The organism is Clostridium pasteurianum BC1, assembly GCF_000389635.1.
Taxonomy (GTDB): Bacteria; Bacillota; Clostridia; order Clostridiales; family Clostridiaceae; genus Clostridium_I; species Clostridium_I pasteurianum_A.
This window is the reverse complement of record NC_021182.1, coordinates 20,355-35,447: the sequence shown is the minus strand read 5'-3', so window position 1 is coordinate 35,447 and position 15,093 is coordinate 20,355. Positions and strand designations below refer to the sequence as shown.

The following is a 15,093-nucleotide window of genomic DNA, read 5'->3' as shown; positions in this document are numbered from 1 at the left end:
TAATATGATTCTTAACTATCTTTCTATTTATTTTAAAACTGCGCATACGATAGTTCTCGCTCCATTAAATTCATAGCTGCAAGTATATAAAGTTAATATATTATTGTAATTATTTTCAATATCTTTTTTATACATAGATTTTTGTTTCAAATAATTAATATAATTTATGTAATCTTGATCTGAAACAAAATTAATTTTCAAGTCAACATAATTTTCATTTACTGTAAATACAGAAAAAACTTCATAAGTATATTCTTTATTATTCTTTAAAATTTTTATCGTTCCATTTTTAAAATTATCTTCTTTTTTAAAATCATTTATTTTATTAAACATAGTTCCATTTTTCATATTATGGCCATAAATAATAATATTTTTATCTGAATCGATATTATTTCTATAATCAATAAAAATAGTTCCAGAGTCGCTCTTTTCTCTATAAAAATTATTATGTAGATAAAATTCATTATCTTTTCCTTGTACAACGGGATAGTTTATATCTGTACCAGTAACACTAAACCACATTTTATAATCTGAATTAATACGCTTTAAATTGTCTTCATTAGAATTGTCTCCAGCATTTTGTTGTACCTTTGGTTTAAAGATTTGAACTTTGGAATAATTTTTACTATCTCTATAGTATTGAAAATATTTATAACCTATACTAAAAATACAAATTACTATTACCAAAGTTAAAACTACATTTATAATGATTTTTACGCGTCTATTCATATTTTACCTATATATAAATCTTTTATAACTTTACTTTTAAGTAATTTTGATGTTATAAAGGACACTAGAGGCACTGTTAAAATAACCGCTATACTTCCAGAAATTCCTTGCATAACCTCTATTCCAACGGAATACATATTAACAATTTGATTATATTTCATATCATAGGAATAGATTAAAATTAAAGTATTAATAGCACCACCAGTAAAAGCTAATATAAGAGTATTTGACATAGTGCCCATCATATCTCTACCCACATTTATTCCAGATGCAAAAAGTTCTCTACTTGTTAATTCAGTATTTTTATCATAAATTTCATTTATAGTTGATGCAACTGAAATACTGACATCCATAACTGCACCTAATGAAGCTATAAGTATTCCTGCAAATAGAATACCACCTACATCTAAATGTGCCTTAGCTCCCAAATATACTAATTCCTCAACTTCTGTTACATTATAACCTGATATTTTTGCAAAATAGCCAAATCCAGTGGCGAAGATCCCCGCTATAACTACACCCATAACTGTTCCTAAAATAGATGCTATTGTCTTTACACTTAAACCAGCAATTAAGTACATTGTAACTATAGTAGTTAAAATTCCTACAATGACAGCAGCTAAAAATGGTGAATATCCTTTATACAGCATTGGTATGAATAAAAATATTACGCAAATAAATGTAAATATAAGGGCTATAGCTGATTTAAATCCTTTTCTACCTCCAATTAGCCAAAGTATTAGAATAAATAATCCAACAAAACCATATAAAATTGGTTCTCTATCATAACTATAAACAGAAGCTGCATAATTATTTTGCGATTTACTTAATGAAACTATAACCTTCATGTTTTTTTTACAATCTGCCCCATAGAGATATCCTGAAAAACTAGTGGCATTTAATATTTTCCCTTTCATAGCACCACTTAACATCTTAACTCTTACATCTTGGTTTCCAACACGTGATCCATCCTTTTGTATATTATCCTTTACAACCTCTTCGACCACAGCTTTATCAAAACTTGTACCCTTTTGATTAGTTAATTCTACCTTATTCACTTGATTAAAAAAATATAAGAATATAAAAAATCCTAATGCTAATATAATTATAATTATTCTTTTAATATTAATGAATTTATTACTAAATACTTTTGAAAGCATAATTTAATATCCTCCAGTTTTATTTAAATTACATGGTTCTCCAAAAAATATTTTATAACTAAAATTTATAACTAAACTCTCATAATTCTAAAAACACTATGAAATTCATATAATTTTGATTCTCATAGTGTTTTTATTATTTTGAATCTAATTTTAAATGTAGTTTTAAAAATCTTTTATAATTTTTAGGATATGCATTAATTATTAATTAATATTTAAATGTAAATATCTATTTTGCCAGCTTATATAATTTCTTTCTATTTACATAAACTAATCCTGCTACGGCTACACCAGCTACAGCAACTATAGGATATACATTAAAATTATCACCAGTTTTAACACCTTCTAATTTTGTATTATTACTGTTAGAACTCTGTGCATTTGTTGCATTTTGATTATTGTTTGTTACAACTGGATCTTGCTTAATAACTGCTGCTTTGAAGCTTTCTACTGAAGATTCTAAAGTATCAACGGCTGCATCTACTGCTGATTGATTAGCATCATCTGATCCTAAAACAGTATTAGCTGCTGCAATTGCTGCACTAAATTTGTCTTTTGCTTCAGATGGATATTGACCTTTGCCAGTTCCTACAACTGCACTATTTAATAGAGCATTTGCATCACCTATTGAAGTCTTAAGTTTTGAGTTGTCACCCTTTTGCTCAATACCATTAATTCCTTCTTTTAAATTTGTATAAGCATCAGCAATTTCTTGTGAAGTAGCAGATGGTTTGCTTGAAACTACTTTTGCAGCTGTTAATGCTTTTTCTAATTTATTAAAGGTTGAAGTAGTATAAGTATCTTTAGCATTAACTTTTTCTTGACCTGCAGCAATTAATTCATTTAAACTTGATTTGTCAATAGATTTTATAATTGAATAAGTATTGTCAATCTTTTCTCCATTATCTGTTCTATAAGTATTTATTGTAAAGCTTACTTCATCAATATCAATAGTAGAATAGGTTGGAATATTCTCTTGCCATCTTGCTGCTATATAAGATTGTTTCTGCTGTACTAAATTATAGTATTTACTACCTGATGCTGAGTTAGCAGTCATATATAATATACCAGTTGGATCCACTACATTTCCGTTTTTGAAAGTAACATCTTCTGTAACAGGTTGAATTGCCTCAGAATCATTAATATTATTTAAATAATCCTTATATGCTTGAGTTGTTGGTTGTCCATTTACATCATTAGCATATTGAGCATTATAGGTATTTTGATCTATCATTTTAGACTGATCGTTTACTCCACCCTTTAATATTAGAGATCTTGAATAAGTATGATCATGTCCTGTTAAAACAACATCAATTTTATTAGCTTCAAGTATAGGAGTTAAAGTATATCTCAAATTAATTACTGATATTTCATTGGAATGTGAATCACCAGATCCATATATATCTTGATGTATTGTTACTATACGCCATTTTGCATTTGGATTTTCGCTAATAGCTTTTTTAATAAGTTGATCATGCTCTACTACATTTGTGTTATTAGTATTTAAAGTAATAAATAATGTATTGCCATAGGAATAATAATAATCTCCACCTGCTCCTGTTGCACCTAAAGTAGATGCATTTGGATTATTAAAATGGTATGAATAGTTTGGACTTTTTGAATCATGATTACCAATTGTTGTAGCAACAGGTAGTGATTTTAATGCATCTGGACTTAAATATCCCGCATATTCAATGTCCTGTTCATTACTTGTTGGACTTGATGTTTGAACTTGATCTCCTGCTGAAAGCATAAAGCTTACATTTGGATGTGTTTTTAAAGCTGAATTTATAGTGTTGTTCCAGTTAAAACTATCGTTTCTTACTGCAGCATCTTGGCCTTGAGCTGTAGCAGCGCCGTTAGCAGTATTACTACTTGAAGAACCTATTTGTGGGTCTCCAACATATAAAAAACTGAAGCTCTTTGTGCTTTGTGTTTTATAAGGAGTAGCTTGTCCCCAAACACCATTTATCTGATAGCTATAATAATAAGTTGTATTTTCCTCTAAGCCCACAGCAGTAGCCTTATTACTATTATATCCTGTAACAGCAGCCGTAGTATTTACAGATAATTCTTTTGCATCGCTAAGATCCTGCTTTTTACCAATTTTAAATTTTGGATTTGGTTCAGTAACCTTTGAGTACCAAGCAAAATTCAATTCACTTGCATTTTTACCAGGTGTCAATGATATTTCTATAGGATCTTTTTTTACTGTTTCCCAGGTTTGCACCCACTTATCCCAAGCCCCATTTTTAGCTGCATCTGTAAGCTTAGCTTCAGTCCAATCATCAGTAACTCCTGCAAATGCAGTAATACTTGTTGTAAATAGCATGGTAGTTGTTAATAATAAAACCACTATTCTTTTTACTCTTTTTAACATGTTATATTACCCCCTAATAATGTAGTACTTTTCAGCAAATAACTTAAGTAAACATTATCATATATGTATGCTTATAAAATATTTATGAACAAAGTTATGTTTAGAGATTAGTTTACTTGGTTATTGCCAAATTGAAACTTATTTAAAGTATAATTTATAAACTTACTTTTACACATGATTATTAAGGAGTATTTACTCTAAAATTCATAACTTTACATTATTTAACATTGAGTTAACATTTTGTACAAAAAATAATAAAACATCTAACAAAAGTTAGATGTTTTACTGGCGGAGAAAGAGGGATTTGAACCCTCGCGACGGTTACCCGCCCTACGCCCTTAGCAGGGGCGCCTCTTCAGCCACTTGAGTATTTCTCCATGCCCTCAAAATAAATTATTTTATAAATTAAAATGGCGGAAAGATAGGGATTCGAACCCTAGGTACGATCACTCGCACGCCGGTTTTCAAGACCGGTGCCTTAAACCAACTCGACCATCTTTCCACGTCTTACGACATGTATTATTATATCAGGTCATATATATGATGTCAACAATTTTTTCATGAATATTTATACTAACTCTGATATGCAATATGTAGCTCAATTTCATATCTTGTTTATTAAAACAATTTTTTTCAATAAAATAAAGTTTAAATATTATATGATTTTCAATTTGAAGCAAATATTCTAGTTATCAACTATTATGTTTTAATCAAACTGAAAAATATCTATGTTCTTGTACTGAAAAAGAGAAGGTAAAGGCTATAATGCTATATAATAGATTAAAAAAATTTAAATACTAAATTAGAATAATATAAGTATTTTAAAATTCCATGGGATTTTATCAATTCTTATCGTCTATACAATTAAAAGATTTAATCTTACAAACTTGTAATATTAAACTTATAACTGTAAGTTATAAGTCATGTAAGTCAGAATACACAATCTATATAATAATCTTAGTAAGCTTAATTTATTATAACTTTCTTCTTAAAATTATATGTAATTTATTTACAAAAATTTTATCTACATATGATTAAATAAATTTATCTTGATCAATGAAGTTTATATTACATTTAAATATTATCCATGAAATTTATAATTCTAATCACAAATTATATATAGCTATTCTAATTTTAATAAGTAATTTTTGATGCATTATTATAACTGTATTTATCTGTGAATCTTCAACAAAAATTAAACCTTACTAAATATTTTCTAAACTAAAGCTTAATATAAAAAATATTATTAAATGAACTTATTAACAAATATAATTGACATTGATATTACTGTAGTGTACTATTTATATATAACACAATATTATATTTATTGAAACCAAGTTTATTAATTAACTATTAATATTTAACTTTACTTACTCACTAACAGTAATAAAATAGTAAATTTTAAAATTTTCAGGAGGTATATTATGATAGAAGTAAAAAATGTTTCAAAAACTTACAAAATGGGAAAGGAAATAGTTACAGCTCTAGATAATGTAAATGTTAGAATAAACGATGGTGAATTTGTAGCTATTGTTGGACCCTCTGGTTCCGGTAAATCCACTCTTATGCACCTAGTAGGAGGTCTTGATACCCCTACCTCAGGAAGTATTTATGTTGACGGTAAAGATATTAGTAAATTAAAGGACAAATATATGTCCATATACAGAAATGAAACAATAGGCTTTGTTTTCCAAGCTTTTAATCTTGAAAATACTCAGACAGCACTGGAAAATGTAATGATGCCTCTTATATTTGCAGGAGTAGGAGGAAGAGAAAGAAAAGAAAAAGCTAAGAACGCTCTTGAGATGGTTGGCCTAGGAGATAAAATAAGGCACAGACCTACTGAAATGTCTGGTGGACAAAGACAGAGGGTAAGTATTGCAAGAGCTCTTGTAAATGAACCAAAAATAATTTTTGCTGATGAACCTACTGGAAATCTTGACTCTAAAAATGGTGAACTTATAATGAATCTCTTAACAGATTTAAATGAAAAAGGTTATACCATAATTATGGTTACACATAATATGGATGAAGCAAAAAACTCTAAAAGAATAATAAAAATTAAAGACGGACAAGTTCAGGAGGTGTCAAAGGATGAAATTTAGCGACGGATTAAAGCTGGCATCAAGGGATCTAGGAAGAAGAAAACTAAGAACATTTCTTACTGCGCTTGCAATTGCAGTTGGTACTATGCTTATAGTTACTCTAGTAAGTCTTGGAACTTCCGGCGAAAATCTTATTTTAAGTAAATTTGAAAATAATGCTTCGTTAAAAAAAGTAACTGTGGCACCCATGAAATACTTTGACGATCAAAACACTGATTTTTCAGAGTTTGACATGAATTCAATGTATAAAAAAATTGACAATAATTTAGTAAAAAAACTTTCTGACATATCCGGAGTAACTGATGTAAAAGCTACTATAACTTCCCCTATTGGCAGTATTAAAATAGATAATTATGAAAGTAAAGATGCTACTAAAATAGTAGGATTATACAATAACAATAGTATTTTTAGTAATGATTCAATTCAATCTATCAGAAAGGACAATAATGACAATAATTTAAATCCTATAATTGAAGGAAGAAATTTAAATAGTTCAGATAAGAATTCAGTATTGGTAGGTAAAAATTATCTTAATAATATGGGTATAAAAGATTATAAAAGTGTCATAGGAAAAGATATAACTATAATTCAAAATAAAACAGAAAATCCAAATATCACTTTAACACCACTTCAAGTTAAAGCAAAAATAGTTGGAGTCATAAATGATAAGTTTGAAACTAAAGATGTGTTAGTAACATCTATGGATACAGTAGATAAAGTAAAAAGTTATTATTCTTTTCAAGAAAATTATATTGACAATAATGGCTATGATTCTGTTGATTTATATACTGATAATATGAATAATATATCAAATATATCAAATTCAGTAAAAAATATGGACTATTATTCTGCAAGTTATCAAAATATAATAGAACAGATTAAAGGATCCTTTAAAGTAATAAAGGTTATACTTGCAGTTTTAGGACTAATAGTGTTGTTTGTTGCAGCTGTAGGTACAATAAATACTATGGTAATGGTTATATATGAAAGAACTAAGTCCATAGGAATTATGAAATCTATAGGTGCAAATAGAAGTAATATCCACGGAATATTTTTAATGCAGTCCGGTATAATAGGCTTTATCGGAGGTATAATGGGCCTCATATTCAGCACCATTAATATAAATATAATTCAATTGGCACTGAGAATATTTTTACAAAGTAAAAATATAAAAGAAACAATTAATTTTGTTATGCCTTCCTGGCTTATACTAGGCTCTCTTCTATTCTCAATTTTAATATCAATAATAGCAGGCATATATCCATCAATAAAGGCTTCAAAGATGAATCCTGTAGATGCATTAAATTCATAGGGAAGGTGATTTAAATGAAATTAATTGATTGTATAAAAATGGCTTTCAGTGATCTCAATAAGAGAAAGCTACGAACAAGCCTCACTTGTTTTGGTATAGCTATAGGTACTCTTCTAGTAATAGTAATGGGAGGGCTTGGACAAGGAATTCAAACAATAAGCAGCGATCAAATAAAACAAGTGGATTCATTTAGAACCATATCAATAAAAAATTCTGGAAATGATACTAAAAGTAAAATAGTAGATGTGAGTAACCTTAATAAATTTAAAAATATACAGGGAGTTTCAGAAGTTACAGCATCTATAAATACAACGGCTACGGAAATCACTTTACAAAATAAATCTAGTAAAAAAGTTGATATAAATGGTAATAATTTAAATTTTTCTATATTTACTGATGGAGAAAAAAATGAAATTAAAGCTGATAAGAAAAAGGTTGCAAAATATGGTTCAAACCCCATTATTGCTGGGGAAATATTGAAGCAAAGCAATAAGGATTCTATACTTATAGGCCAGAGCTTACTGGATAAAATGGAAATAAAAGATTACAAAAATGTTATTGGAAATGATATTGAAATAAAAGTTTCTTTTCCAGAAATAGAAGGTGTTCCACAAAAAAATCCTCTTATAATAAAGTCAAAAATAGCTGGTGTAGTGAATAGAGCTTTTAAAAGTGGTGGATATACTATTATTGCTTCTGATGAATTAGCTTCAAAAATTCAAGATTACTACATGAATGATAGCGATTATTTAAATAAGCATGGATATACAAATGCACAAATTGAAGCTAAATCTATGGAAGAAGCTTCACCAGTAAATGATTCTATTACAAAATTAGGTTATAAAACTCAATCAAATGTTTCCCAAGCAAATCAAATGAATAATATGCTGACTATTGTTAAAGTTCTTCTCACAGCTGCTGGAGTTATAGTTCTTTTAGTTGCTTCCATAGGAGTTATCAATACCATGTCTATGGCAGTATATGAAAAGACAAAATCTATAGGAATAATGAAAGCACAAGGAGCTTCTAGAAAAAATATAAGAAGAATGTTTATAGTTCAATCTGGAAGCCTTGGCTTTGTTGGAGCTGCTTCAGGTACTATAGTTGCCTTAATAATTGGAACTGTCATTAATAAAATACTTGTTGCAAATAAAATAGGCGGTTTTGAAGCAGGTATGAAAATAGTTGATATAAGAATATCCACTGTATTGTTTACAATCATATTTACTATAGTAGTTGCCATGATTGCAGGCATCATACCTGCTAGAAAGGCTGCTAAATTAAATCCTATAGATTCCTTACGATTTGAATAAAAACATATAAATCTATTTTACTTAGCCAATGTAAATTACACTTTAATTTAGAAAGTAATCCATTAAGATATTAATAATACTTAATATTTATAAAAAATTTTTTATAGATACCTCCAATAATTTAAGCACCTATATGAATTACTTGCCGAATACAGATTAAATATATAATTTCAATTTTCATAAAATGTTTATATTACAAAAAGTATATTCAATAAAAATTCCCCCTATATGCTATGGATCTTTCACTTGAAAAAAACTACAAATGATATAGTGAAAATCTAATTTACAGCTTTTGTGATTTAATCATAAAATAAAAATCACTATGAAAATCAATAAAAAACTACATGATTTTCATAGTGATTTTTTAATTATATATATTGCAATAAATCATATTCATTGCATCTAAGCAGATTCTAACTAAACTTCATTTATTAAATGGACAATTTTGATTGCAAATTATATATATTATTTTATTAAATCTTTTCCGCCCATATATGCTCTTAAAGCTTCTGGTATAGTTACAGTTCCATCTTCATTTTGATAATTTTCCAGTAAAGCAGCCACAGTTCTACCTACTGCCAATCCTGAACCGTTAATAGTATGAACAAATTGTGGTTTAGATTTAGCATCTTCTTTATATCTTATATTGGCACGTCTTGCCTGGAAATCTTCAAAATTACTGCAGCTTGAGATTTCAACATATCTATTGTAACTTGGCATCCAAACTTCAATATCATATTTTATTGCAGCAGTAAACCCTAAATCACCTTTACATATTCTAACTACTCTATAAGGAATACCTAAAATCTGAAGTATTTCTTCTGCATCTGCAGTAAGTTTATCAAGCTCCTCATAGGACTGCTCAGGTTTAGCAAATTTAACAAGCTCTACTTTATTGAATTGGTGTTGACGAACAAGCCCTCTAGTATCTCTTCCAGCTGAACCAGCCTCTGATCTAAAACAGGCACTATATGCAGCAAATTTTATAGGTAAATCTTCTCCCTTTAGCGTTTCATCTCTAAATAGATTTGTAACAGGTACTTCTGCTGTAGGAATTAAGAAAAACCCATTGTTTTCAACCTTAAACGCATCCTCTTCAAATTTAGGAAGTTGACCGGTTCCAGTCATACTATCTCTATTTACCATATATGGTGGTAAAATTTCTGTATAACCATGCTTTTCAACATGTGTATCTAAGAAAAAGTTTATAACTGATCTTTCCAGTCTTGCACCTAGACCTTTATAAAAAGTAAATCGTGATCCAGTCACTTTTCCTGCTCTTTCAAAATCCAATATATTAAGATCTTTTCCAATATCCCAATGTGCTTTTAATTCAAAATCAAACTTTCTTGGTTCTCCCCATTTTCTTATTTCAACATTGTCCTCATCAGATTTACCTTCCGGTACACTTTCATGAGGTATATTTGGTATTCTCATCATTATATAATCTAATTCTTCATCTACTTTTACTACTTCTCCATCTAAAGTTTTTATTTCTTCAGAAAGTTTTTTCATATCAGCCATTAAATTATCTGCATTTTCACCAGCCCTTTTTAGCTTTGCAATTTCAGCAGATTCTTTATTTCTTTTACTTTTCAAATTTTCAACTTCTACAAGAATTTTTCTTCTTTTCTCATCTAATTCTACTACCTTATCAATATCACCCAAATCAAAATCCTCACCTCTATTAGTGAGTAATTTCTTGATCTCCTCTGGATTTGTTCTTATTCTTTTTAAATCTAACATAATGTTACTATAAAACTTTACTCTAAGTTTTATAGATTCCTCCTTCCGCTTAAGGGTATTAAAAATATTATATAAAAATTTTTATTATTTTAAACTTAACAATTAAATTTGTATATATTACAATAAATTGTCTTTAAATAAAAAGTTATTTTGATTATAGCTTGCAATAAACTATCTTTAATTATAAAAAATAACTATTTTATTTAGTTATTACCAAATTACTATTATTAACTAAGCATATAATTTTTTATTGCAATTTGTATAAAATTTATTAATTACATTAATTACATTAATTAATAAACAATATTACACATAGATTATTAATTACAATTTATTACTAAAATATTTACAATGTTTTAACTCACCATGTTAGTTTATCATTTATATACTAAAAATTCAATTATAATACCAAATCAAACGTATAAAGGACACTACTTTTAGAATTTTTTATATACAAGGCATATTCAAAGAAATAACTAGTCAGTATGCTATAAATCTTCGACTTATTATTTCTTTTCACATGCCTAAAACTAATTCAAGGTGTGTATAAATATCCCACTTCTTATTTTAGGCTCAAACCAGGTTGATTTTGGAGGCATAACCTTTCCTTCATCTGCAATCCTCATAAGTTCATCTATGGTAGTAGGATACAATGAAAAAGCTATTTTCATATCAGTTCTTACTCTTTCAACCAAGCCATCAAGACCTCTTATACCACCTACGAAATCAATTCTTTTATCTTTTCTTGGTTCATTTATACCTAAAACAGGAGACAACAAATTATTTTGAAGAATAGAAACATCAAGTGACTCTACAGCATCCTTATCACTAAAAGTACCATTTTTAGCTTTTAATTTATACCAAGAGTTTTCAACATACATACCAAAAGTATGTTTTTCACTAGGTTTAAATGGAGTTTTATCATCTAATTTATCTATTTCAAAATTTTCGGATATATCATTTAATAACTTTTCTAATGTTAATCCATTTAGATCTTTAACCACTCTATTGTAATCAAAGATTTTCAATTCTTTATCAGGATATAAAACTGATAAAAAATAATTAAATTTTTCATTTTTATAATTCACATTTTCTTTTCTTCTCTCTATACCAACTTTAACAGCTGCTGCTGCCCTATGATGACCGTCTGCAATATATAAAGAATCAATTTTTTCAAATAAAATAGTCAATTTTTGTATTATTTCCTCTTTCTCTATTACCCATGCAATATGTGTAATTCCATCTTCTGTATTAAAATTATATAATGGACTGTTTTTTGTTTCATTGTCAATTATATTATTTATTTCTATATTCTTTTTATAAGTTAAAAATATAGGACCTGTATTTGCATTACAACTATCTACATGCTTTATTCTGTCCTTTTCCTTATCTTCTCTTGTATGCTCATGTTTTTTTATAAATCCATTTATATAATCATCTATGGCTGTACAACATACTATTCCAGTTTGAACTCTTCCATTCATTATCTGTCTATAGATATATATATTAGGTTTATCATCTTTAATAAATATATTTTTATTTATTAAATTATTTAGATTATCCTTTGCTTTTTCATATACTTTTGCGTTATATGGATCTATTACTTCATTAAAATCTATTTCTGCTCTATCCACATGAAGAAATGAATAGGGATTTCCTTTTGCCATGCTTTTAGCTTCTTCATAATTCATAACATCATAAGGAAGAGCAGCTACCTTTTCAACAAATCTATTTTGGGGTCTTAGTGCATTGAAAGCTTTAATTTTAACCACTTTAACTCCTCCTAAAATCAGTTTTTCTCATTAAAAAAATCTTCTACAATACTTACAATCTCTTCTCCTATTCTACCTTGTGCTTCTATTGTAGCAGCACCTATATGTGGAGTTAAAGATATCTTTGCATTTTTTATTATTGCTTCATTAGCAGGAGGTTCTTTTTCAAATACATCTAATGCTGCTCCAGCTATTTTACCTTTGTCTAAAGCTTTAACCAATGCATTTTCGTCAATAACTCCTCCTCTGGCACAGTTTATTATATAAGCACCATTATTTATAATTTCAAATTCCTTTTCTCCTATAACATAAGGTTCTCCTTTTTTATAAGGAACATGAAGTGATATAAAATCTGATTCCCTTAAAACACTCTCTTTAGTAGTACAGATACATTTTTCAGTATTCTCTGTAGTACATATATCATAATAAATTACCTTCATACCAAAGGCAACGGCCCTTTTTGCAACTTCCTTGGCTATTCTTCCAAAACCAATCAATCCTAAAGTTTTCTCATATAACTCAGTACCTTCATACTTTTTCTTTTCCCATTTACCTTCCCTCATTGTTACATTGGATAAATGGATTTTTCTTGCAACAGCTAGCATATGTCCAAAGGTCATTTCTGCAACTGATATACTGCTTGCATTAGGAGTATTATTAACCTTTATGCCCTTTTCCAATGCATAAGCAGCATCTATATTATCAATTCCAACTCCACCTCTTATTACAAGTTTAAGTTTTCCAGTACTGGCTGCTATATCTATTAAATCTTTTCTAACTTTAGTAGCAGATCTAACCACCAAACAATCTATATTTTTTATTTGCTTTAAAAGCTCATCACCCTCAAGATGATCCTTTAAAACTTCATAGCCCTTTTCTTCTAAAGCTTCTATTGCCCCTTTTTCCATTCCATCATTAGCCAATATTCTTACCATGTTTTTGCCCCCCAAAATTTATTAATTTATTATTCAATTAAGCAAGTAATCCAAAAACATTGGCGCTAATTAAATATTTTTTAACTTTCCACAGTTAAAAAGATTACTTGCCTATTTTAGGTTTATTTCAATTTCAGTATGTCATTTATATTTTCTATAAGATCTTTGATATCATCTAATGAGCATTCTGCCATGTGAGCAATTCTAAAAGTTTTATCTTTTATTTTTCCATAACCATTTGCAAGAGTAAGACCTCTTTCTCCTAGGGCTTTATTCAAATCAGCTATACTAATCTCTCTTGTATTTTTTATTACAGTAACAGTATTGGAAAGATGTTTTTTATCTCCAAACACATCAAAATATTTTTCAGCCCAATTTCTTACATAGTTTGCCATATCTATATGCCTTTTAAATCTATTCTCCATACCCTCTTCTAACATTTTATCAAGAGCATAATCTAAAGCATACATATGAGAAATTGATGGTGTTGATGGATATTGATAATTTCTCTTTATAATAGCTTCATGTAATTTCAAAAGATCAAAGTAAAAGCCTCTATTTTCAACTTGTTTTGCTCTTTCTATTGCTTTAGTTGAAAATGAACATACTGCTATTCCAGGAGGTAATCCTAAAGCTTTTTGTGAAGATGTTACGCAGATGTCAACTCCTAATTCATCTACATCAATTCTAGTACCAGCCATAGAACTTACAGTATCTAAACACCAAATTATATCTGGATACTTTTTAACTACCTTAGCAATTTCTTCAACTGGATTCATTATTCCTGTAGAAGTTTCATTATGAGTAATAGTAATCAAATCATATTTTCCTGTTTTTAAAACATCATCTACAAATTCAGGTTTTAATGCCTCTCCCCACTCAAATTCATATAAATCCGCAGGTACACCATTACACTTGGCAATTTCATACCACTTTTTACCGAATGCTCCAATTGAAAATATTGCTGTTCTCTTTTTAGTACAAGATCTAACTGCACCTTCCATAAGTCCACTTCCAGATGATGTAGAAAGTAATATTTCTTCTTTTGTATTGAATACTATTTTTAATTTTTCACTTATTCTCTTCTGAAGCTCTGATGCCTCTTTTCCTCTGTGACCAATCATTGGTGTTGCCATTTTTGAAAGTACATCTTCACTCACCTCTACAGGTCCTGGAATAAATAATTTTTTATGCATATTTTATTGCCCCCTTAATAAATAATTTTATAATATTACCCAAAATATTATATATTTTGGAATTATTAAAGTAGACCTTTTTATTCTCCGGAAAATAAAAAGAGCCTTTCGTCCAAAATAAAGGGACGAAAGGCTCCGCGTTGCCACCCTAATTGATCAAATAAATTGATCCTCTTAATTTAAATAACGGTTATTAACACCGTATTGCTCATCGCAATCCCTCTGAGGTGGATTCACTAAATGACAATTATCGATTTACACCAGCCATCGACTCTCTAAAAATTTCATCAAGCTACTATTCTCTTCACAGGTTTTATAAATTTATTATCATTATATGCTCACAAAAATACTATGTCAACAATAATTTATATTTATTTTTCTAGTTTTAGTTTACATAATAAACATATTTTTATTAATATATATCTATTTGAATATAATTTATCAA

General features: G+C 28.4%; 10 protein-coding genes, 2 tRNA genes and 1 other annotated feature. Of the genes, 3 read left to right on the top strand and 9 right to left on the bottom strand.

Features of this window, described 5'->3' with window-relative positions:
• Positions 1 to 27: 27 nt before the first annotated feature.
• From srtB to CLOPA_RS00155, 5 genes are all read right to left on the bottom strand, one after another.
• Positions 28 to 729: a class B sortase gene (gene srtB / locus CLOPA_RS00175; protein ID WP_015613464.1), complete on the bottom strand. Its 702-nt coding sequence runs from the start codon at positions 727 to 729 to the stop codon at positions 28 to 30.
• Positions 726 to 1,889, bottom strand: a complete 1,164-nt coding sequence (locus CLOPA_RS00170) for a YibE/F family protein (RefSeq protein WP_015613463.1) — start codon at positions 1,887 to 1,889, stop codon at positions 726 to 728. Before CLOPA_RS00170 ends, srtB begins: the two co-directional genes overlap by 4 nt.
• A 229-nt stretch (positions 1,890 to 2,118) precedes the next feature.
• A complete protein-coding gene (locus CLOPA_RS00165; protein ID WP_015613462.1) occupies positions 2,119 to 4,269 on the bottom strand; it encodes a purple acid phosphatase family protein in 2,151 nt (716 codons plus the stop codon).
• A gap of 286 nt (positions 4,270 to 4,555) precedes the next feature.
• Positions 4,556 to 4,646, bottom strand: a tRNA-Ser gene (locus tag CLOPA_RS00160).
• Positions 4,647 to 4,680: 34 nt separating this feature from the next.
• Positions 4,681 to 4,771, bottom strand: a tRNA-Ser gene (locus CLOPA_RS00155).
• Between the two features lie 922 nt (positions 4,772 to 5,693).
• Between CLOPA_RS00155 and CLOPA_RS00150 the strand changes: the two genes are divergently transcribed.
• Genes CLOPA_RS00150 through CLOPA_RS00140 form a run of 3 tightly spaced genes read left to right on the top strand, consistent with a single transcriptional unit; the run spans position 5,694 to position 8,999 of the window.
• Entirely contained in the window at positions 5,694 to 6,374 is a 681-nt protein-coding gene (locus CLOPA_RS00150; protein ID WP_015613461.1) for an ABC transporter ATP-binding protein, read from the top strand.
• On the top strand, positions 6,364 to 7,686 hold the full coding sequence (locus CLOPA_RS00145; RefSeq protein WP_015613460.1) for an ABC transporter permease: 1,323 nt from the start codon (positions 6,364 to 6,366) through the stop codon (positions 7,684 to 7,686). The genes CLOPA_RS00150 and CLOPA_RS00145 overlap by 11 nt, the downstream gene beginning before the upstream one ends.
• Positions 7,687 to 7,700: 14 nt before the next feature.
• Positions 7,701 to 8,999: an ABC transporter permease gene (locus tag CLOPA_RS00140; RefSeq protein ID WP_015613459.1), complete on the top strand. Its 1,299-nt coding sequence runs from the start codon at positions 7,701 to 7,703 to the stop codon at positions 8,997 to 8,999.
• A 465-nt stretch (positions 9,000 to 9,464) separates the two neighbouring features.
• On the opposite strand, the gene serS is transcribed toward CLOPA_RS00140, so the two are convergent.
• The 4 genes from serS to CLOPA_RS00120 all read right to left on the bottom strand — a co-directional run bounded on the left by serS (position 9,465) and on the right by CLOPA_RS00120 (position 14,648).
• The gene (serS, locus tag CLOPA_RS00135) at positions 9,465 to 10,745 is read right to left on the bottom strand and encodes a serine--tRNA ligase (protein ID WP_015613458.1); all 1,281 of its coding nucleotides are present in this window, start codon (positions 10,743 to 10,745) and stop codon (positions 9,465 to 9,467) included.
• Between the two features lie 530 nt (positions 10,746 to 11,275).
• The gene (locus tag CLOPA_RS00130) at positions 11,276 to 12,517 is read right to left on the bottom strand and encodes a DUF1015 domain-containing protein (protein WP_015613457.1); all 1,242 of its coding nucleotides are present in this window, start codon (positions 12,515 to 12,517) and stop codon (positions 11,276 to 11,278) included.
• Positions 12,518 to 12,534: 17 nt separating this feature from the next.
• Positions 12,535 to 13,452: a D-2-hydroxyacid dehydrogenase gene (locus CLOPA_RS00125; RefSeq protein WP_015613456.1), complete on the bottom strand. Its 918-nt coding sequence runs from the start codon at positions 13,450 to 13,452 to the stop codon at positions 12,535 to 12,537.
• A gap of 122 nt (positions 13,453 to 13,574) precedes the next feature.
• Positions 13,575 to 14,648 carry a pyridoxal-phosphate-dependent aminotransferase family protein gene (locus CLOPA_RS00120; protein WP_015613455.1) on the bottom strand — a complete coding sequence of 358 codons (1,074 nt, stop codon included), beginning with the start codon at positions 14,646 to 14,648 and terminating at the stop codon, positions 13,575 to 13,577.
• A gap of 118 nt (positions 14,649 to 14,766) precedes the next feature.
• Positions 14,767 to 14,965, bottom strand: a binding site (T-box leader).
• Between the last annotated feature and the right edge of the window lie 128 nt (positions 14,966 to 15,093).

What these genes read in the sequence shown, in the direction of transcription:
- CLOPA_RS00170 (WP_015613463.1), bottom strand. Translation starts at nt 1,889, where the DNA reads ATGCTTTCAAAAGTATTTAGTAATAAATTCATTAATATTAAAAGAATA.
- CLOPA_RS00140 (WP_015613459.1), top strand. Translation starts at nt 7,701, where the DNA reads ATGAAATTAATTGATTGTATAAAAATGGCTTTCAGTGATCTCAATAAG.
- CLOPA_RS00150 (WP_015613461.1), top strand. Translation starts at nt 5,694, where the DNA reads ATGATAGAAGTAAAAAATGTTTCAAAAACTTACAAAATGGGAAAGGAA.
- CLOPA_RS00165 (WP_015613462.1), bottom strand. Translation starts at nt 4,269, where the DNA reads ATGTTAAAAAGAGTAAAAAGAATAGTGGTTTTATTATTAACAACTACC.
- CLOPA_RS00125 (WP_015613456.1), bottom strand. Translation starts at nt 13,452, where the DNA reads ATGGTAAGAATATTGGCTAATGATGGAATGGAAAAAGGGGCAATAGAA.
- CLOPA_RS00145 (WP_015613460.1), top strand. Translation starts at nt 6,364, where the DNA reads ATGAAATTTAGCGACGGATTAAAGCTGGCATCAAGGGATCTAGGAAGA.
- srtB (WP_015613464.1), bottom strand. Translation starts at nt 729, where the DNA reads ATGAATAGACGCGTAAAAATCATTATAAATGTAGTTTTAACTTTGGTA.
- serS (WP_015613458.1), bottom strand. Translation starts at nt 10,745, where the DNA reads ATGTTAGATTTAAAAAGAATAAGAACAAATCCAGAGGAGATCAAGAAA.
- CLOPA_RS00120 (WP_015613455.1), bottom strand. Translation starts at nt 14,648, where the DNA reads ATGCATAAAAAATTATTTATTCCAGGACCTGTAGAGGTGAGTGAAGAT.